The sequence below is a fragment of the Streptomyces antioxidans genome, from assembly GCF_000968685.2.
Taxonomy (GTDB): domain Bacteria; phylum Actinomycetota; class Actinomycetes; order Streptomycetales; family Streptomycetaceae; genus Streptomyces; species Streptomyces antioxidans.
On the sequence record NZ_LAKD02000030.1, the window covers coordinates 35574 to 56385 of the forward strand.

Consider the following 20812-nt stretch of genomic DNA (forward strand, 5'->3'; position numbering starts at 1 on the left):
CCTATGGGTGTGGTCCTGGATACAGTGGGTAGCCACAGCGTGCTTGACCACCTCGATCGGAGGCAGACATGGCCCGTGCCTGGGAGGCTGACCCGTCCGCGTTATTCGAGCGTCGGCTGGGGAAGTCGGCCGAAGAGCTCGGGAACTCCGATGGCAATGACGAGTGTCCGGACATCTGGCGGCTCGACAACGGTGATGTGGCTGTGATCGGCCGGGATCTGACGGCCGTCTACGGTCCCCGCCTGCCGCAGGGCGTGAACCTCGCTCCTGACGAGCGGCTGGTCGTCATCCCGGGGAACATGCTCAGCGCGGCCAAGAAGGACATCCCCGATGCTTGACCTCCTCGCTCCCGATCTCGTTCCCGAGCAGGGCGATCGGCTCACCCGCACCGCCTACAAGCAGGACTTCCGGCAACGGGAGGACGCGGTCCGTAACGGGAGTTCCTGGAAGCTGGAGCGCCGACAGCACTTCGAGGAGCAGGGCAGTTCGAGCCGGGACGCCCTCCGCCGGGGTGACTGGGGTGAGGCGCTTCGGCTGCTCGCCGACCGGCGCGACACCCTGGCCGCGACCGCCCAGAAGGACGAGCGCAGAGGGTATGCCTTTCACCGCGTGCGGGTGGTCGAGCAGCCACTGACGCCGTATGTGCAGTGGGAACTCCACTCCCAGCGGCAGCGTGCGGAGTACGGGCAGCGAATCAGGGTCGTCCCCGCCGCCCAGGTAGCCGCCTCGGAGGACACCGGCCCGCTTCCGGAAGTGGTTGTGCTGGGCGGCCGCACCCTCTTCCAAGTCCTGTACACCGAAGCAGGAATTGCGAACGGCGCGATCCGCTACACCGACCGTGACCTTGTCGAGCGCTGGGAGAACTACATCAAGGCGCTCTACGCGGTGGGTGAAGAGGTGATCTCCTACTTCGACCGCGAGGTGGCGCACCTTGATCCGCCGACCCTGAGCGCGGGAAGGGAGTAGACCGATCACATCGCCAGGCGGACAGGACGAGCACTTCGGCAGCACCCACTCCGAGCTGTCGGGATCCTCACGTGACGTCGTCCAGGCGAGAAGTGTGCACGGGGGCATCCACTTCCACGCGGAGGGCACACCGGACGCGGGGAGCTCCTCCAGCCCCGTCCCACGCCAGTTACCGGCCGACGTGGGCGGATTCGTCAACCGAACCGATGAGCTTGGCCAGTTGAATGCCGTCCTCACCACCGAGGACGGCGGTCCGCTCGTCGTCTCGGTATACGTGATCGCCGGCACCGCCGGCGCCGGAAAGACATCGTTGGCACTGCGCTGGGCACACCAGGTCCGGGAGCGCTTCCCGGATGGCCAGCTCTACGCCAATCTGCGCGGCTACGACCCCGGAGAGCCGGTCGCGGCACGCGAGGCCCTGCACCGCTCGCTGACCTCGCTCGGTGTCCCGGCCGAAGCCGTACCGCAGGATCTCGACGCGGCCGCCGTGCTATACCGCTCGTTGCTGGCCGACCGCCGGGTATTGGTTGTCCTGGACAACGCGGCCACCGTCGGCCAGGTCAGGCCGTTGCTGCCCGGGAGCGCACACAGCCTGGTGCTGGTCACCAGCCGTAGCCGTCTGTCCGGCCTCGCCGTCCGTGATGGGGCCCGTCGGCTCACGCTTGGCGTGCTGCCGGAGCCGGAGGCGGTTGCCCTGCTGCGCGTCGTCACCGCGGGATACCGGCCGGTCGATGACGAACGGAAGCTCGCCGAATTGGCCCGGTTGTGCGCACGACTTCCGCTCGCTCTGCGGATAGCCGCGGAACGCGCTGCCAGTCACCCCCACCTGCGGCTGGACGACCTGATCGCCGACCTGCGTGACGAATCGGCGCTCTGGGACGCTCTGAGCACCGGCGACGACGAGGAGGCCGAAGCCATCCGCACCGTCTTCGCGTGGTCCTATCGAGCCCTGTCCGAGCAAGCCGCCCGACTGTTCCGCCTGCTGGGCCTGCACCCCGGACCCGAGTTCGGGCTGCAGGCGGCCTCGGCCCTGGCAGGGTCGACCAGCATCAGTCGGTCCCGGCAACTGCTGGACTCTCTGGTCGGCGCACACCTCCTGGAACAGACCGCCCCGGACCGCTACCAGTTCCATGACCTTCTGCGTGCCTACGCCATCGACCAGGCCCAGCACGAGGAGCCGCCGATCGGGCGGGAGGCAGCGCTGCGACGCGTGCTGGAGTGGTACCTGCACACCGCCGACGCCGCGCAGGGCTGGATCAACCCCGCCGAGGACCGTGTGCCCCTCACGCCTGCCCCGGATAACGTCAGCCCGCTGACGTTATCCGAGTACGACGCCGCCGTGGACTGGGCCGAGCGGGAGCACAACAACCTCCTCCAGGCCATACGTACGGCCGCCGATGCCGGATATGACCGACTGACGTGGCAGATGGCCACAGTCCTGTGGAACGCGCAGTTCCCTTCCGTCTCAGGCACAAGCTGGCCGGCCGTGGGCCGCATCGGCCTGGAGGCAGCCGAACGGTTGGACGAACGCGCCGCACAAGGCGCACCCCATACCTACCTCGGAATGGCCTACACCCGCCTCAACCGCCAGACCGAGAGCCTCGAATCCCACGAGAACGCGCTGGCCATCCGGCGCGACCTGGGCGACCGCCTTGGCGAAGCACGCTCACTCAACCTGATCGGGCTGAACCACCTTCGCGGCAGACGACTCGACACCGCTGCCCGCTGCTTCGAGCAGGCCATCTCGGCCTTCCAGGAGCAGGACGCCGCCCACTGGGCCGCCACTGCGCTGTCCAACCTCGCGACCACCCACTATCGCGCCGGGCGGCTTCCGGAGGCGGCGACCGTCATCGACCAAGCCCTGGCAGCGCACCGAACCCTCGGAGATCAGCGCGGCGAGGGCAACATCCTGCGCGTGCTGAGCGACGTCCAACGCGAACAGGGCGACGTTGAGGCATCCCTGGTCTCAGCCCAGGCCGCCCTCGACATCGCTCTCACCCTCCGCAACCTCCGCCTGGAGGGCTTCTGGCTGCTGACCCTCGGCGGTGCCCAGCAGGCGAAGGGCCAGTACGCCGAGGCCCTGACCTCCTACCAGCGCTCCGCCACACTCCACCGACGCCTCGCCGACCGCAGCCGAGAGGCGCTGGCCTGGCAGGGCGTCGGCGAGGTCTACCGCCGACTCGGGCGTCATGCCGAGGCGGCCGACTTCCACCGTCAGGCTGCCTCGACGCACCGCGATCTCGGTGATGAGTGGCACCAGGCCCTGGCCCTCGATGGCCTGGCCTCGGCCCTGCTCGGCGGAAACCCAGCGGAAGCCCGTCGACACTGGACAGAGGCGCTGAGGTTCCTCGCCGCTTTCGATGACCCTCGCGCGGTAGCGGTGCGCGAGACCATCGAACGTGGACTAACCGAAACTAGCTGAAGCACCGATCGAGACGGAGGCCGACGTGGACAGGGGCGGGGCCGCGGATTCGGCGGCGCTCATCTTCTTGGCGGCTTCCCCGCCTCCGCCTTCCGGCCGATCAGCCGAAAGATCCGCAAGTTGAACCGGTGAGCTGTTCCGAAAGATCGAATTATAGATTGTCAAAGTCTCCTGCGGCCATGCCTGCCTTGAAGGCTCGCCACTCACCGGAAGTGAAGCAGAGATGCGGACCGGATGGGTTCTTCGAATCACGAACAGCCACCCCTCCACCGGGGAGGGGAGCCAGCTCGAAGCACTCACCATTGTTCGCGGTGAAGCTGCTCTTCTGCCAGGCGAGGGATGCAGGGTCGATCGAGTAGAGGTCTATCTTCTCCATCAGTTAGCTTCCCCTGTTTCTCGTACGAGCGATGACGTCGCGGCTCTCCTCTGGACAGAGGGCCGCATCGGTGAGACTGCGGAACAGTCGGTGCAGGCGTCGCAGGTCCCGTGGGTCGTCCATCGTCAAGCTACCAGCGACCGACTCACCGAAGGCCACGTCGGGCACGTCTTCGTCTGAGAACTGGAGAATCCTAAAGGCTGAGATCTGAGCGGCCTGTTCGCCCTTCTCGTAGGGGATGACGCGTAGGTCGACGCTGGGATGCGCTGAGATCTCCACCAGATGCCCCAACTGTTCCTGGTGCGTCCGTGCACCGCCGACCTGGAAGTCCAGGGCCGCCTGCGCGATGACGTAGTGGCACTCCAGTGGAGCTGTCGTTTCGTGGAGACAATGCCGCTGACGCAGGCTGCGTACCTCGACAAGCGCCTCGATCTGGTCTGGGCCCAGTGAGGCGAAGCCCACGCCGGTTACCGCCGTCGCGTAAGCCTCTGTCTGCAAGAGCCCTGGCACGATGCCGACTTGATACTCGTGGACAGTCGAGGCTGCCGCCTCGAACCCGAGGAAGCGTTCGTACTGCGCGCTGATCACTTCGCTGTACGGCGCCCACCACGGCTGGCGTCGCTCCCGGGCGGATGCGTGCAGCTCGGCAAGTTCGTCACGCTGGTCAGCGGAGACCTCGTAGAGGTCCATGAGCTGGGCGAAGTGCCGCTGGGAGCAGACCCGCTTTCCGTTCTCGATCCGGCTGATCAAGGAGACGTCGCAGCCGAGCGCCGCCGCAACTTCCGCGATGGTGAAGCGATTGGCCTCGTGGCGCAGACGTCGCAGAGCCCGGCCGAACGTGACGCGTGACATCAGCAAGGTGCTATTGCTGTTGGTCATTGCTTCTCCTTGTGCCCGCGAGTTGACCTCAAAGACCGGGCGGGTGAGGGACATTCTCGATCCCGATGTGGCCAAGAACGATCAATAAGCAACGTCGTGTCAATTGACATGACGTGTGACTTGACGGTGCCCGGCCGTGGGGTGCAGCTTAGCGTTCATGACGTTATGCGCTCAACTGAACGCTGAGCGTGGCAATACTCCGTGCAACGACTCAGAGGCACGGGTAACTGACGAACGAGCACGTTCCCGCTCTCACCGGGGAGTTCGAACGGCTCGCTGGATCGGTGGGAGCTGTCGTGAGCGAACCGTACGAAGTCAAGTTTCGCCTGCCCCGTCGACGGAGCAGCGTTCCGTGGGCGCGGGCGCTGCTGCATTCCGTGCTCGCCGACTGGGGTGTCGGGCAGGAGGCCGCGGAGGTGGGGGAGCTGGTGTTGTCGGAGCTGGTGACCAATGCCCTGCGTGTGCGTGTGCCCAATGACCGACTGGTGGAGGTGCGGATCGCGCGGCTGCTGGATGAGGGCGTGCTACGGCTCGAAGTCAGCGACGCCGGCGAGGGCAAGCCGGAGGTGCGGAAGCCGGAAGAGGACGAGACAGGCGGGCGAGGGCTGCTGCTCGTGGAGGCTCTGGCCCATCGCTGGGGCTGTGAAAGGCGCGCGTGCGGGATCGGGAAGACTGTCTGGGCCGAGCTGAAAGCCCCGGATCTGGTGCCGGAACGGGACGGGGTGGAGGTCGCCGCGTTGACGGTCCGAGCGGGTCAGTGCGTACGGGTGTGAGGTGAGTGGCGCACCGTCCGCAGCGTGGGAAGCCAGCAGCGCACATCGGGTGGGCTCACCGTGGTGCTAGCCCTGGATGACGGATCGGCAGTGCGGATCGATGCTGCCGAGCCGCTGACCGTCCGAGACGCTGGCGCGCCCTCCTCAGGCCGAGAAGAGGGGCAGGAGTGGGGATAGGGGTAGCCGATCACGGGCGTCAGCCTTCAGCGGACTGGGGCAGGGCGCTAAGCATGTAGACCCCAATCGGTTTGATTCGGTGACCGTGACTCATCGACTAGTCAGGCTGCTTGCTCGATGCGGCCGTGTTGCTCGGTCGGCCGAAGTTCGCCCTCGGTGTCTCGGTCATTGGACGCACGAGACTCACTCATCGGAGCATGAGTTAAGCACGAATTGTATATGCATTTGTCACGGTCTTGTGTGCTACTCCTAGTGTGCCATTCAATGCGCAACTACTCTCCGTTTGGTGTGGTTGGCATGTAGTTACTGGGGGGTAGGCATGTCAGGGAGCGGTTCGGTGTTGTCGGCGGATTACCGTAGCGCCGTTGCGGCTGCTGTCAGGCAGTTCGGGGTGGAGACCAAGACCAAACTTGCAGGACCCGGCGAACCTGAGGATGCCCTACGAGCTCCGGTAGAGCGCCTGTTCGCCATGGTCGGTGCCGCTTTGGGGTTGGAGATCGTTCTATACGGAGAAATGCGGCTCAGCGAGTCGGGAGTTCGTCCCGACTATGCAGTCGCCGTCGACGGCGCCATCGTGGGATACGTTGAACTCAAAGCTCCAGGAAAAGGGGCAGACCCTAGTCTGTGGTCCACGGCGAGCCACGACAGGCGTCAGTGGGAGCGTCTTCAGTCCCTGCCGAACCTCATTTATTCCGATGGGCAGTCATGGGGACTTTACCGTTCTGGGGACTCTGCCGCGATTATAGCTCGCTTGGAGCCTGATTTGAAGGTGGCAGGAGACTCGCTTGAGTCTCGTGACGCCTATTTTGCTGAGATGCTGGCGTTGTTCTTGTACTGGAACCCACGTCCGCCTAGGAGTATCCGAGATCTTGTGCGATCGGTAGCCGGCCTATGTCGACTGCTCCGTGAAGAGGTGCTCGGGCGCATATGGCGGGAGCGCGCGGGTGAACAGCCGGAGCACTTTACCCATCTGGCCGTGGATTGGCGCCGATTGCTGTTCCCTAAGGCGACCGATGCAGAGTTTGCCGATCAGTATGCGCAAACGGTGACCTTTGCTTTGTTGCTTGCTCGTGTAGAGGGTATCTCCTTCGAAGGGCGAGACATCGGCCAGATAGCTCGCCTGTTAGGCAAGGAGCATTCCCTAATGGGCAAAGCCCTGGAGGTGCTCACCGACGAATCGTTGGGCCGGCTGAGCCAGACTACGGAAACATTGGTGCGTGTCGTATCCGTGGTTGATTGGGCAGCGCTGGGCGACGGCTCCCCTGATGTTTACCTACACCTCTATGAAGAGTTCCTGCAGCTCTATGACCCCGAGCTGCGGAAAGAGACGGGTACCTACTACACGCCCAATGCAATTGTCAGGTTCATGGTCCGCTTCTGCGATGATCTCTTGCGTGAGCGACTGGGGCAGGAAGGCGGTTTCGCTTCGCCGGAGGTCGTCACCGTGGACCCGGCAGTGGGTACAGGTACTTACCTGCTCAACGTAATCGACCGGGTCGCACAGACGGTCGAGGAGGATGAGGGCAGGGAAGCTGTACCAGCCCGCGTCACCGAGCTGGCGCACCGCTTGATCGGCTTTGAGCTTCAGACCGGACCCTTCGCGGTGGCTGAGCTGCGCGCGTACGAGGCGATCAACCGCCATCGTGCGGAAGCGCCCGAAGAGGGACTCAAGCTGCTGGTATCAGACACGCTTGGAGACCCGAAAGAGGATCAAAGCTGGCTCCCGATGGAGTGGCAAGTGATCGCCCGCTCCCGGAGAGAAGCAAACCGTGTCAAGAGGGAAGAGCCGGTCATGGTGGTAATCGGTAACCCTCCTTATCGGGAACGCGCCAAAGGTATGGGGGGCTGGGTCGAGAGTGGAAACGCCCAGGTGGGGGAGAAGCCCCTCTTGGGTGCATTTCGAGCCCCAGGAAAGAGTGGGTTGGAGTACGTTCTGTCCAACCTGTATATATACTTCTGGAGGTGGGCGACGTGGAAGGTATTCAACGCACATGAATCGGCCCCTAACGGCATAGTCGCCTTCATTACAACTTCGGGATACATCAGCGGGCCTGGTTTTGCGGGGATGCGCGAGTACTTAAGGCGTAACTGCGATGAAGGCTGGATAATCGATCTTACGCCTGAGGGGCACCAGCCGCCTGTTGCTACTCGCCCCTTCCCTGGGGTCCAGCAGCCGCTCTGCATTGGGATATTCGCGAGATACGGGGCACGGTGCGCCGATGATCCAGCACCAGTGCACTACCTCGCTGTGCAAGGACTCCGTGACAAGAAATTCCAGCGCCTGGAATCCGTAACGCTGGATGACGCCGAGTGGCGTGACTGCGTTCCACAGTGGCAGGAGCGCTTTCTCCCTGAGCCTGGGGAGGACTGGGCACGCTACCCTAAGCTGGGGGACCTGATGCCCTGGCAGGCGCCAGGTGTCAAGCCCAATCGCACCTGGGTGTACGCACCAGACCGAAACACCCTTAGGAGGCGTTGGCGACGACTGGTGAACGCCCCAGAAGCCGACAAGGCGGCGTTGTTCAAAGAGACCGACTCCTCTAACCTCCGTAAGTGCCCTGCTCCGCTACCTGGTTATCCCAACCCTGGGCGGTCGTTTGGGCAAGAGACCGGAGTTTGCCCCGAACCAGTAAGCGTAGCCTATCGCGCCTTCGATCGGCAGTGGATCATCCCAGATTCCCGGCTTCATCACCGCCCGAGCCCGCCCTTGTGGCAAGTGGCCGGACCTGCGCAGCTCTACGTCACTGAGCAACACGCACACCACTTCACGGATGGCCCTGGCATCACTTTCACCGCAGAGATCCCGGATATGGACCACACGAACGGCCGCGGTGGCCGTGTCCTTCCTCTGTATCGGGACGCGTCAGGGACCATGCCCAACCTGGCACCAGGACTACTGCGCCTAATTGATGAGAGGTTGAGCCTGTCGGGAGAATCGTCTCGGGCTGCCGAAGACATGTTGGCCTACATCGCGGCAGTCACTGCGCACCCGGCCTACACGGCTCGATTCGCTGAGGACCTCAAGTCTCCCGGAATCCGTGTGCCGCTCACAGCAGATCCTCGACTGTGGCAAGAGGCGGTTGACGTAGGCCGTGAAGCCCTCTGGCTGCACACCTACGGTCAGCGGTTTGCGGATCCAAGATCCGACCGACCTCGTACCACACCTCGTCTGCCGGATGGGCGTCGGCCAAGGGTGATCGTAGGTATACCGACCAGTGTACAGAGCATGCCGGATGCCATCTCCTATGTCCCTTCAAGTGAAACTCTGCATGTCGGCGCAGGGAAGATCGCACCAGTGCCGCACGAGGTGTGGGAATATCAGGTGGCGGGCATGAAGGTCGTCGCGAAATGGTTTGGCTATCGGAAACGGAAACCTGCTGGGCGCCGTTCCTCGCTCCTGGACGACATCAATCCCGAGACTTGGCCATCTCACTACACCTCAGAGTTACTCCGACTTCTCAACGTCATCGGCCGCTGTGTTGACATTCAGCCAAGGCAAACAGAACTCCTTGAACGTATTTGCGCCGGACCGCAGATCACTGTTTCTGACCTCGTGGATGCCGGTGCAATCCCCGCACCCAAAAGCGTAAGAGGGCCGATCGCGCCGCTATCTCCGGCGCAAGAAGGGCCCAACGGCCAGGGAACGTTGATATGACGGGGCGATCAGGTGCTGGCGATTACCAGCCTGCATCGACAGCGGCGATAGGCCATCCCGCCGACCGGGAGCGCCTTGCGCGCCCCCACGTTGCGCTGGCATCACCTCCTCATACTCGATCAGGGTGCGGCGGGTCTCTCCAGGGTGGTTCTCAGCGCTTCGCTCCTGACACGTACGCGCCGCGTGGCTGATTGGCGCCCTTTCCGGACTCCGGAACCCAATTCACCCTGAAGGTCGGGAGACGACACGGTCTGAGCTGAGGGGGAGCCGCCATGTCCGAGCCGCTGTATGTTTCCGTGCTACCGACCCGGCCGCATGCCATGGCCGCTTACCGGGGACTGCGGCCAGGACATTCAAGCCAGGGTTGCCCCGCTGTGGACCTTGCCACCCCGCCCCGGCATGCTGCCGGACCTCCTGGCCGTGGAACTTCGCAAGGATGCGGGCCGGGTTTCCACCGCGCACCGCTATCAGTCGGCTTGGCTGGACGCGCCGTTCACCGACGAGAGCGAGGCCGCTGTCCTGGCCGAAACCTGCCGCCCGAGTGGTGGGCCCAGCGGAACCTGCGCCCGGTGATCGGCCCGGGTCGCCCCGTCCCTCAGCAATCCCCTGGCACTGGCGGCGGCTCGGCGGCACGGCGGCGGTCTAGGTATACGTGTACAGGTCCCGGGCGAGTGGCACGACCGGGATATCGATGGGCTACGCGAACTGCTCGACCGCGCCGCTTCCATCGACCCCGTCGACCTGTTCCTCGATCTGGGCGCCGTACTGCCCTCTCGCCGGGACGCCGCCAAAGAAGCTCTCAGCGCTCTCGACGCGCTGGTCCCGCCGCCCCTTGGAGGACGGTGGTCGTCGCGGCAGGTGGCTTCCCCGAGCCGCCTGACGGCTGCTTGCAGAGCGGCTGGTACGAGGCCCCACGACCGGACTGGGACACATGGCACGAGATCCACCACAGCGGGCGCTCCTACCTCCCCTTGCTGCAATACGGCGACTACGGAATCCTCCCCGCCGGGTACGCAGCCCAGACCCCGGCCTCGGGCAACGGCGGACCGTCGTGGGGCCTCCTCCGCTACACCACCACCCGTTCTTTTTTCCTGGCCAAGGTGCTGCAGCGCGGCGAGCACCGCGATGCGATCAACCGCGACGCCGCGCGGCGCCTCACTCGCCTCGCGGACTTCCGCCCGTCGGCCGTAACAGGGGAAGGCTGGCTTCGCGAGCGCGCCCAGGGATCCGTCAGCACCGGCAACCACTCCGTGTGGAACTGAGTAGGAAACGTTCAGCATATGACCTTCGTCGTCAGGTGTCTGGACGGGCGTCTCCGTTGAGCTCGTGGCGTACGTACCGTCGAAGGAAGACCTCCCGCACGTGGTGTGACAGCGGGGACAGAATGTTGCCGATAGATCGTGTGCCCCTTCTCTACCTTTGCCTGGGGTGGTTTGCCGAACCCGGGCGTGCGCTTTCACATCTGGAGCAGAATGGCTGCCTGGTGGATCAACAAGGACAGGGGGCGAGTTCTGCATGACCAGCCAGGCGGAAGTAGTCGGCCTGAGGACGGCCAAGGCGCTGTCGTACGTGTGTGGACATCGGGATGAACTCGCTGCGATCCTCGATGAGGACGACGACGCCTTGCGTGCTGTCGAAGCCGCAGTCGGTAGCCCGGCTGCGGACTATGTCTCGCTCACGGCCTGGACGCCTTGCACGCAGCGGTTCGACGCGCTGGCGACCCGACGGGGGTGTATGGACAAACGGGCCGCAGTGTGACGCCGGCCGGTGTTGCTCATGTGGACATCGTGTACCGGTGTCCCTTGCAGCTGTGCATCGGTCGATCCGGTCATGAAGTGGACGACGACGAGCCACGCTGCCAGTTCGCCCCCGCCCGGATGGCGCTGATCCGGGAGAGGCTCCCGTAGTGGGAGGGCTGCTCAGTGAACTCAGCAAGAAGCTGGCCGAGCGGTGGCTGACTCTCCTCGTACTGCCAGGCGCGCTCTACTTGACGGTCGTCGCGGCCGGACACACCCTCAGGCAGAGCGCCGCGCTGGACGTGGGGCGGCTTACCCACGTGATCTCGGACGCTGCCCGGGCTCCTGAGGTGACCACGGTAGGCGGCCAGGTCGTGCTTCTCGCTGCCATCCTGGCCGGTGCGGCCGCCACTGGTCTGGCCGCCCAGTCCCTCGGCTCCGTTGTCGAGCGTGTGGCCCTGGCTGCCGGTTGGGGCGCATGGCCCTGGTTGTTCGGCGAGTTGGCCGAGCGTCACGTGGCACGCCGACAGCGTCGCTGGGACGCGGCACGGGCGGAATACGAAGACCTACGGCTTCGGGAGCGCGCTCCGAGACCGGCCGACCGTCCCAGGCCCTGGGAGCGTCACCGTGCCGCGCACAGGTGCGAACGTATCTCCGTGGAGCGGCCTGAACGGCCGACGTGGAGTGGTGACCGGATCCACGCCACCGCTGTCCGGCTGGACCGAGACGCACATGTCAATCTCCTCATCCTTTGGCCACACCTCTGGCTCGTGCTGCCGGAAGAGATACGCGGTGAGATCGGCAGGGCGCGCGCCACGTTGACGCGAGCTGCCGTCCTTGGCGGATGGGCCCTGCTCTATCTGCCCCTGGCCTGGTGGTGGTGGCCAGCGGTGCCGCTCGCCGTCACGCTGGTGGTCATTTCGGCACGGCGCCTCCGTGCTGCGTCGGACACCTACGCCACGCTGCTGGAGGCTTCCGTGCGCCTTCACCTAACGGACCTGGCCGACAAGCTGCGCATCGAGGAACAGCCGATGGGCCCTCCCCTCGGTGGCGCAGTCATGCGACGGCTGAACGGCTCGGTGGCCGTGTCGGAACCGGCTTCGTGAGCTCCGGCAAATTCAGAGGCTCGGCTCGCCGGACCTGAACGGTGCAGCAAACAGATCTACCGGAGAACGGGAAGTGACAGGACGGTTCATGCAGGGTCGTGAGCAGGACTTCGCAAGGGAAGAGGAACTGGAGCGACGGATTGCCGTAGTGGGGGCACGGCTGGACCGGGTGGCCCGCGAGCAAGACTTTGGTGTGGTGCTGGAACCGGAAGCATCCGCCGAAGCCCGCAGACTTGCCGCGATTCTCCGAAACGGCGTGTCCGACCTGGAGGGTCATTACGCCCTCGGTTGGTTGCATATCTTCAGGTACATGGCACTTCCCGAAGGGGATGGACAGCCGGACAAAGGCGAGGCCCTAAAGAGGTTTACGCACTGCTTCGTGAACGGTGCCGGCGTGGAGGATCTGCCCGGCGAACTACTCCCAGATATAGCCCAGCACGCGCTCGGCTTCGTCTGGAGAAGCCAGCAAGGAATGACCACTTTGCCAAGCCCGGAGCTGCGCGCAAGGGTGACCGATCTCCTGCGGCGAATCGCGGCCGTTATCCCGCGTGGCGAAAGCGAGCACGCACAAACGCTATCCGATCTCGCCGTTATTCTGAAAACCCACTTCGATGCCGGTGGCGAACTGGACGATCTGGACGCGGCGATCGACGCTGCGTGGGGCGCGGTGGAAAGTGCGGCAACAGGACACCCGGACCGGTCGGTCATGCTGTTCAATCTGTCAGGTGTGCTGATGGAGCGTTTCACCCATGCAGGTACGGCGGCAGACCTGGACGATGCGATTGAGACTGGTCGCCTGGCAGTCCAATCGGCAGTGGCTGCCTCTGGTGACCGGGCTGGCGGCTTCAAAAACCTGGGCACTGCTCTGAAGACTAGGTTTACCGAGAGAGGCGTATTGTCGGACCTGGACGCGGCGATACATGCTTTCCAGGAGGCGGCAGACCTCTCTGTCGAGAACCACGACAAGGCGGGAGTTCTCTACAATTTGGGGATCGCATGGCGGGACCGATACGAAAGCACCCGTGTCCCGGCGGATCTGGAGAACGCGATGAAATGTTGCCAGGCCGCCGTCGAGGCTGCCCCTGAGGAACATCCTGGGCGCGCCATAATTCTGTCCGGGCTCGGCAGTACCGCCCTGACACGATTCGAGCGTACTGGAGAAACAGGCCATCTGGAGTGTTCCATCAACGCTTTCCGGGAAGCTCTGGGGATGCTCCCGCCCGGCCACCGGGCTCGAGGGCTTCGCCTCTCCGGCCTGGGCCAAGCTCTCCTGACGCGGTACCGCCTTAGTGGGGACAGGTCTGACCTCGATGCGGCAATTGAGATGAACCGTGCCGCCTCCCAGGAATTCTCCCCGAAAAAGACCGAGTTCAACGCGGTTCTCAACAACCTGGCCAACTCTCTGGGACAGCGATTTGAATGCACTGGCCGTATGTCCGACCTGGACGAAGCGATCAGTGTCAGTCGCGCTTCTGCCGAGGCCACTGCGGACGGTCATGTCGACCGGCCGACTCGTCTGTCCAATGCCGGTCTGATGTTATGGACTCGGTTCAAGCACACCGGGGCGCTGCCGGACCTGGACGCCGCGATTGATTTCACGCATAGAGCTGTGAAGACAGCATCTCCTGAACACACCGCCTTTGCAGCGATGCTGTCCAATCTCGGTGCTGTATTGTTGCAACGTTACGAACGGAACGGGGACCCACAAGACCTCGACGAGGTGATCCGAAAGAACCGCGAGGTCCTCAGGATTGTGGATGCAGACAGTCCCGACCGTCCTCGTTTTCTTGCGAATCTCTGCACCGCCCTGCACGCCAGCTTCCAGCGCACTGGAAACCTTGGGGACCTGAACGATTCGGTCGCGGCGGGACATGACGCGACCGCCAACGTCCCGTCCCATAATCCTGAGCGCCCGAAGTACCTGTCCTTGCTGGGAGGTGTGCTGACCGTCAGGTTCGAGGCGACCGGGTCTGTAGCGGATCTCGATGACGCGGTGGTTGCGTGCCAGGCCGCGCTCGACATCTCGCCCGCAGAACATCCGGAGCGCACCGACTACCTGTTCCAGCTCGGGACAGCTCTGCAAAGCCGGTATGAGCGGAATCACTCGCGACACGACTTTGATCGTGCCCTGGCCGCACACATGGAAGGCGCGCGAGCCGACGGGGCCAGGCCCTCGACCCGGATTCGGGCCGCTCAGGCAGCGGCCTCACTGACCGGACGGGCGGATCCTGATCTTGCAGCCGATCTCCTGGCCGGTGCCATACGTCTGCTGCCCGAAGTGGCAGACCGCCGACTGAGCCGTGGTGACCAGCAGCACGCCATGGGCAAATGGTCCGGGCTGGCTGGAGACGCTGCGGCACTGGCTCTTGCTTCTCACGAAGACACATCCATCCATCGGGCAGTGCGGGCGCTCCAGTTGCTCGAGGCGGGTCGCGGTGTTCTCCACAGCCAAGCGTTGGACATGCGGAGCGACCTTGCTGAGCTTCGTGAGTGCCATCCCGACCTGGCCCGTCGCTTTGAGGTACTCCGGGACGAGCTGGACCGGCCCACGGACACGACAGCTTTCCCCGCGGATCCCATGGGGCAAATCAGCACCGCCGTACGTGCGGTCGACGCCGAGGAACGTCGACGTGGCCTCGTCGGCCAGCTCCAGGTCACGCTGGACCGCATTCGAGCGAAGGACGGATTCGCCAGTTTCGCTCGTCCTCCCGCCGTCGGTGAGCTCTTGGCACAAGCCGCCTTCGGTCCTGTGGTGAGCTTTAACATAAGCCACTACCGCAGCGATGCGCTGTTGTTGACGTCCGATGGAATCGAGTCCCTGAACCTGCCCGATCTCACGTACGACCTCGTCATCGACCGGATCCAGACTTTCCACAGGGCCCTGGGAACCGTTGCGGATCCGCACGCGATGCCCCTCGCGCGAAGAGAGGGGCAAGCGACGCTTCACGCTGTCTTGGAGTGGCTATGGGACACGGCGGCCGAACCGGTCCTGCATAGCCTCGGTTTTACCGGTGAGCCCTCTCCCGGACAGTCGTGGCCCCGCGTCTGGTGGGCGCCTGGCGGTCTCCTCTCACTGCTACCCCTGCACGCTGCTGGCCATCACCTCGAGCCGCCCCGGGCTGGCTTGCAAGACAGGGAACCGCGGACAGTCATGGACCGCGTCGTCTCCTCATACACCACGACTATCCGCGCACTTCACCACGCGCGCCGTCATCTCACCTCTACGCCGACTGTGAGCCGGTCACTGATCGTGGCCATGCCCACAACTCCGGGCGTCCGAGGCCGCTTGGACCACGTCTCGGAAGAAGCCGCACTGTTGTGCGGCCTACTGCCCGAGCCGACGCTCCTTATGGAGTCGGATACAGAGGCTGACGACATGACCGCCCCAGGGCCGGAGACACGACCGACCAAGGCTCGGGTCCTGAAGACCCTCTCCGATTGCGGAATCGTTCATTTCGCATGCCACGGTGCCCACGATCCCGACGATCCGTCCCAGAGCCTGTTGCTTCTGCACGACCACGAACGTGATCCGCTCACGGTGGCGAGCCTTGCAGAAATCAGGATGGACTCGGCCCAACTGGCCTACCTGTCAGCGTGCCGAACGGCGTTCATGGGATCCGTGGAGCTGATCGACGAGGCCATCCATCTCACATCGGCCTTCCAGCTCGCGGGTTTTCCTCATGTGATCGGCACCCTCTGGGAGATAAACGACGAGGTGGCCTCGCATATGGCAGCTGATTTCTATGCTGAGCTCGGCGGGGTCACCGGCCAGCATGGTGGCCTCGACACAGATACGGCGGCCCGTGCTCTGCACCACACCGTGCGTAAGGTCCGTGATCGATATCCAAAGTCCCCGTATCTCTGGGCGGCCCACCTGCACGCCGGGATCTGAAAGCGGGCGGTGCCGCGGCTGCTGAGCCGCGGCACCGACATGCGCATTGCTGCCGATGCCGCTCGCACCTTGGCCACGACTGGACGCGCGTGCGTGGTGATCGGGTGTCCGTGACACGGACCTTCCGAGACGGACACGCAGAGACTTTCCCAGGCTTATAGCCCACACTGCGGTGGTCGGGGTCCGGCCAAGCTGAGGTCCGACAGGACTTGGCTGGCCAGTTCGAAGGGCTGGTTGCGGGGGCCGTGGGGTACGGAGCTGGCGGATTCGAAGCTGCGCTGTGCTGCGAGAGCTCTCGGCCCGACCAGGCCGGTGAGCCGGTGGTGCCGCCAGAGTGGAGTGGGCCGGCGGGCATCGACCACGATGAGGTCGGGTCGACGCCAGATGACCAGCGCCCAGGCTCCCTCGCCGGAGTCCGAGCCAGCCCAGGCTCCGACCAGGGGCGCGTCTTCGGCGGCGCCGACTGCTTCGAGTGCCACCAGTGCGGGGTTGCTGAAGCGGCCGGTGACGTGGAGTAGCGACTTCCCGTGGCGGTGTACGTCGCGGTTCTTCTCGGTGAGAGTCCATACGGCATCCGTGAGGGGGTCGTCCTGGACGACGTCCGACGCGACATCGAGCACCGCTGCCTGGTTGACGGACGGGCCGAAGGCTGCGTCGAGCAGCGCCGTGTACTCCGTGACGTACGCGGAATCCACTGCGGGAAGCAGGTGGCCGACTGCCTGGGAGGCTTCGTTGAAGGCGAGGGTTTCAGGGGTGATTTCGTAGCGTGGGGCGTGGCTTCGGAGTACGGCGAGGGCGACTGCGGCGAGGCTGCCGACCTGGGGCTCGATCCGCTCGGGGAGATCGTTCCGATTCAGTGCGCGGACGGCGCGGGACAGCAGTGGCAGCCAGTCGGTGTGTGCCGGAGGCCAGGCGCCTGCTGCGACGGTCCACAGGGTCAGCCGGACGACGAGCATGCGTTCCGGAGGGTCCAGGTCGGGAGCGATGGCGACGAGGCGTTCCACCCAGCGCCGGTATCTGCGGCGGACTTCCTGGTCGGTCTGCCCGAGGTCAGGGAGTGTGGTAGTGCCCGTTTCGGCACCGGCTGCCTCGGGGTCGTGCTCCGCGGCCACGACCTCGGCGTCGTCCTCGTCGAGGGCGGCTTCGATGTCGTCGGTGAATCGCTCGTCCCAGGAGACGGGCAGCAGGTCCTGAAAGGGCGTGCCGGTGTCGGTGGGCATGGGGAGCCCGAGTGCGAAGCGTATGAGAGGGTGCCCGACGCGCCCGGCGCATTCGTCCAGATAACGCTCCCAGCCGTTCTCGTCGTCGTCCGGCGGGGCAGTTACGACCGTACCGTCAGTGCTGCTGCTCGCGGATACACCCGCTGGGGTGGAGATCAACCCCGTACGGAGGGTTTCCAGGTCGCCCAGGAACCGTTCGGCGAGCCGGGGGTCCGTGAACAGGTCGGGTGGCCGTGTCGTGGGGGTCTGGGACTGGGCCGGGGTCATTCGGCGCAGCGCGCGGTCAGGGTCGACGACGAACACGATGTTGCCGAAGCTCGGTACGCCGTCGCTGTCGACGACGACCAAGCGCACCCGGCTACCCGCGTCCGCGGGAGCCGTCACCGTCAGCGTGGCCTGGCCGGGCGGGATGTCGGCGATGCGCTCCCATGCCTCCGGCGGTGCTGTCGCCTGAGACAACTCCAGTTGAGCGGCGTCGGATAGGGGCCGGGCCACGCTGATCTCCAGGCCGCCCGATACGCGTAGGGCACCAAGCAGCATCGGTCCATGCCCGACGATAGGGCGAGGGAGGGGCGCGGCCGAGCGCAGCCGGGCGGTGGGCTCTTCGATGCCGTCCGGAAGGAGGGTGGTGGGGATGGGAGCGATAACGCCGAGTTCGCAGTTGCCGCCTTCGCCCTGGGAAAGCAGCAGGGCTGCGGCGGAAAGGTTCGGGCTGCCGGTCAGGGCCCATCGCTGCCCCTCGGAGGCCCACTGGACGAGTTTCCCGTGGCGGTACCGCTGGTCGTTGTCGCTGATGACGCGTCCGTCGTATGCCTTCACCAGGGCAGCGATGGACGGGCCGTCGAGATCGCTGAGTCCGGGCTGGTAGGCGAGGGTGAACCGGCTCGGACGGAAGCGCTCAAGCAGCTGCCGAAGTGCCATGGACCGCTGGTCGTAGAAGGGCGCGAATACAGCCAGTTCGTCGACGGGCCCGTGCGGCAGCTGATCGATGATGGGCGAATGCAGGCTGCTGACGACGCGGACCTGCGGCGCCGTGGGTGTCCTCTCGCCGTGAAGCCTGTCCAGCAGCGCTGCGACCCGACCCAGCGCCTGTGGCACACCAGCGGAGAACCTCACTTTTTCCGGCAGGCCGCGCAGCCATGCCGCCACCTCCGGGACCGCGGTGGGACTCCGCTCGCCGTCCACTCGCAGAACCGTCCACAGCTCGGCGTTGGCCTGCCAGCCGGCCAGCGTGGTGTTGCCGGAGCCGAGGGCGATGGTGGCGTGCTCCGGTCCGGCGAGGACCATCAGCTTGGGGTGGAACGCGGCACCGGGTGCGTATGCCAGACCGGCGAGGTAGCTGCGGCCGGCCCGTCGGACGGAGCGGGGATCGTTCCGGGCCATGGAGACATCTCCCGCGACCGTGACCCTTGCGCCGGTGGCCTGGGTGACGCCGAGGGCTACCTCCTCGAAGAAGCCGAGATCGGCGGTGAAGCTGAGGAAGAGTGCTTCCTCCAGCCTCTGTCCACCCCTGTGCTCCTCGTCGAGGATGAGGGACAGCGGAGAGGCGAACGCGATGGCCGGCTCCACCACTTCCGGTGCCGGTGCGGTCTCAGCCAACGAGAGCCCTCCCGCTAGCGGTCACCGACCAGTGCTGGTCTTGGTAATGCAGTACACCGCAGGTGGCCAGGACGGTCCCGAGCTGGTCCAGCCGCAGGCCGACGTCACCGCGTCCCTCCTGGCTGGTCCGGTACAGCAGCCCGCCCCGCTCGTGCAGCCGGGTCGGTAACCACAGCGTGCCGTCGGCCCGTCGACGGGCCTTGGCCAGCGCGATCCGCTGCGACCGCGCCACCAGGTCGTAGGTGAGTCGGCGGGCGACATCGTGCAGTTTCATGGGCCGGGCTTCGTCAAGCCGCCGCTGGACCCATTCCGGGCCGAGCTCTACACCGCGCTGGCCGAGAAACGCGTCCCGGACCCGGCCGGTGAGTTCGTCCACCCGACGGGCACTGGTGGCGAGCACCCGCAGCTCGGTGAAGGGCAAGGGATCACTCTCCCTACGCAGGTCCTGCTCGGCCGGCAACGGCGCACCGGTCGTGCTCTGCGTCGCGGGAAGTGAGGACAGGAACGCGTCCACCGTCATGTCGGGCAGCTCCGCAGCGAAGCGGTCGGCCACTTCCTCGATCGGTAGCAGCCCGTCGACCTGCTCCACGAGCCAGGACCACAGGCGGCGCCACGCTCCGACGGAGTAGTTCCGCAGCACCACTCCGCGCCAGGCACCAGCCGCGTCGATGCCGCGGGTCACGGCATCAGCGGTCAGGAAATCGCCGAAGGCGAGCACATGACCGATGTCGCGGGTGAAATGTCGGACGGGATGTGTGGCGACCACACGAGCCAGAAGCTGAATCGTCTGTCGTCGTGTTGCCGAGCGGGAGCCTGCTTCGTCCGGCGCGCCGGGCTCGCACATCAGGTTCGCCAGCCACGCCCCGTCAGGGTGCTCGCCGCCCATGCACACGCACAGCCGGTCGCCGAAAGAGGCAAGATCATCCACGTTCAGCGTGTCTTCGGCGGCCAGCTCGAGCAACCCGCCCAGTCCGGCTCGTAGTGCCGCCGTCTCGAGCCGCGGTCCAGGAACCGGCATGGGGCCCGTGTCGAGGACGCCGAGCGCGACCTCGGATCCGGCGTACGGTCCCCAGAACCCCCACGAGTTGCCTACGTACCCGTCCTTGCCCGGAACCTCGGCCTCGGACATGCTGATCGTCCCGGCGTGCAGCCGCCGGGCCAGGGCATCGACCCCATGAGCACGCGGCAGCCATTCCAGAGCCTGCTGATGATGGGCGAACGACACGGCGGCTAGCGCCACTTCCGCACGTCGCAGTAGAGTCTGGGCGGCCGGGACCGTCAGGTCATCCGCAGCGGCTTGTGCCGCGATCAGCCCGTGCAGAGCGTAGTAACGCGAGTGCGGCGTCACCGCGGTTACTCCGGGCACCAGGTGGTCGACCATGCGCATCACATGTCGCTCCACCGAGAGCGGATAACGGCCCGCGGCGACGTCCAACCCAGGACGGCTCCAGCCCGGTCCGCACACGAGCTCCGGTGCCTGTTCCTTCCCACCGACGGCGATCATCCGCTCAACCATTGGAGCGAGAGGAGCTGGGCGCCACCGGCCGGTGGGTGTGGCGCGTAGCGAGCACTTTGCGGCAAGACGGTCCTCCCACCCATGTGGGCGTCACGGCTGCTGAGGAACGGAGCTGCCTCAATCCGGCTGCACCACGGCTGCGCTCGGCCATTTCCCGCTGCCACCTCCTCAATGCTGTTCAGTCGGGAAACTGATCCGTCATTCTGGCGTATCTCAACGGGGGCATCGGTACTTCGGGTGCGACTCACCCAGCCGGATGGAACGGTTCGATGGGACTGTGGCGCTTAGTCGTGGATGGTGGTTCTGCACGAAGAGTCCTGATCGTCATCGACCCTCGACTACGGGAGCGCCTGGCAGGGTGGGTGAGTCGAGCAGATCTGATAACCATCGTTATCAGGGGAAGGTGTGCCCCTGCCTCCTGGATCCGCGTATCGTCTTGTGGCGTCGGACGGGAATCCGCTGCAAGCGGAGCCGTGACGTGAGACAACGCCCGGT

13 protein-coding genes are annotated in these 20812 nt (G+C 65.3%); 9 read left to right on the plus strand and 4 right to left on the minus strand.

Features of this window, described 5'->3' with window-relative positions; all coding sequences use genetic code 11:
• Positions 1 to 68 precede the first annotated feature (68 nt).
• The 3 genes from VT50_RS12625 to VT50_RS12635 all read left to right on the plus strand — a co-directional run bounded on the left by VT50_RS12625 (position 69) and on the right by VT50_RS12635 (position 3388).
• A complete protein-coding gene (locus tag VT50_RS12625) occupies positions 69 to 338 on the plus strand; it encodes a hypothetical protein (protein ID WP_046086176.1) in 270 nt (89 codons plus the stop codon).
• Positions 331 to 966: a DUF6879 family protein gene (locus VT50_RS12630; protein ID WP_046086177.1), complete on the plus strand. Its 636-nt coding sequence runs from the start codon at positions 331 to 333 to the stop codon at positions 964 to 966. Before VT50_RS12625 ends, VT50_RS12630 begins: the two co-directional genes overlap by 8 nt.
• 94 nt (positions 967 to 1060) lie before the next feature.
• The gene (locus tag VT50_RS12635; protein WP_078840704.1) at positions 1061 to 3388 is read left to right on the plus strand and encodes an ATP-binding protein; all 2328 of its coding nucleotides are present in this window, start codon (positions 1061 to 1063) and stop codon (positions 3386 to 3388) included.
• 151 nt (positions 3389 to 3539) lie between these two features.
• Here VT50_RS12635 and VT50_RS12640 read toward each other — a convergent pair whose 3' ends face one another.
• Both VT50_RS12640 and VT50_RS12645 read right to left on the minus strand, forming a co-directional pair.
• Positions 3540 to 3764 carry a DUF397 domain-containing protein gene (locus VT50_RS12640; RefSeq protein ID WP_075200342.1) on the minus strand — a complete coding sequence of 75 codons (225 nt, stop codon included), beginning with the start codon at positions 3762 to 3764 and terminating at the stop codon, positions 3540 to 3542.
• Between the two features lie 3 nt (positions 3765 to 3767).
• Entirely contained in the window at positions 3768 to 4643 is an 876-nt protein-coding gene (locus tag VT50_RS12645; protein ID WP_053048556.1) for a helix-turn-helix domain-containing protein, read from the minus strand.
• A gap of 296 nt (positions 4644 to 4939) precedes the next feature.
• On the opposite strand from VT50_RS12645, the gene VT50_RS12650 reads away from it, so the two are divergent.
• The 6 genes from VT50_RS12650 to VT50_RS12675 all read left to right on the plus strand — a co-directional run bounded on the left by VT50_RS12650 (position 4940) and on the right by VT50_RS12675 (position 15982).
• Positions 4940 to 5416 (plus strand): ATP-binding protein, encoded by a 477-nt coding sequence (locus VT50_RS12650; protein WP_078840706.1) that lies wholly within the window; start codon positions 4940 to 4942, stop codon positions 5414 to 5416.
• 667 nt (positions 5417 to 6083) lie between these two features.
• The gene (locus VT50_RS12655) at positions 6084 to 9248 is read left to right on the plus strand and encodes a type ISP restriction/modification enzyme (RefSeq protein WP_158083202.1); all 3165 of its coding nucleotides are present in this window, start codon (positions 6084 to 6086) and stop codon (positions 9246 to 9248) included.
• Positions 9249 to 9568: 320 nt separating this feature from the next.
• A complete protein-coding gene (locus VT50_RS12660) occupies positions 9569 to 10510 on the plus strand; it encodes a beta family protein (RefSeq protein WP_240529151.1) in 942 nt (313 codons plus the stop codon).
• Between the two features lie 253 nt (positions 10511 to 10763).
• On the plus strand, positions 10764 to 11006 hold the full coding sequence (locus VT50_RS12665) for a hypothetical protein (RefSeq protein ID WP_046086181.1): 243 nt from the start codon (positions 10764 to 10766) through the stop codon (positions 11004 to 11006).
• A gap of 148 nt (positions 11007 to 11154) precedes the next feature.
• Positions 11155 to 12090: a hypothetical protein gene (locus VT50_RS12670; protein WP_046086182.1), complete on the plus strand. Its 936-nt coding sequence runs from the start codon at positions 11155 to 11157 to the stop codon at positions 12088 to 12090.
• Positions 12091 to 12178: 88 nt separating this feature from the next.
• Entirely contained in the window at positions 12179 to 15982 is a 3804-nt protein-coding gene (locus VT50_RS12675; protein ID WP_078840707.1) for a CHAT domain-containing protein, read from the plus strand.
• A gap of 155 nt (positions 15983 to 16137) precedes the next feature.
• Here VT50_RS12675 and VT50_RS12680 read toward each other — a convergent pair whose 3' ends face one another.
• Positions 16138 to 18801, minus strand: a complete 2664-nt coding sequence (locus tag VT50_RS12680; RefSeq protein ID WP_143645213.1) for a hypothetical protein — start codon at positions 18799 to 18801, stop codon at positions 16138 to 16140.
• Positions 18794 to 20317, minus strand: a complete 1524-nt coding sequence (locus tag VT50_RS12685; RefSeq protein ID WP_158083203.1) for a hypothetical protein — start codon at positions 20315 to 20317, stop codon at positions 18794 to 18796. The genes VT50_RS12680 and VT50_RS12685 overlap by 8 nt, the downstream gene beginning before the upstream one ends.
• Positions 20318 to 20812: the final 495 nt, after the last annotated feature.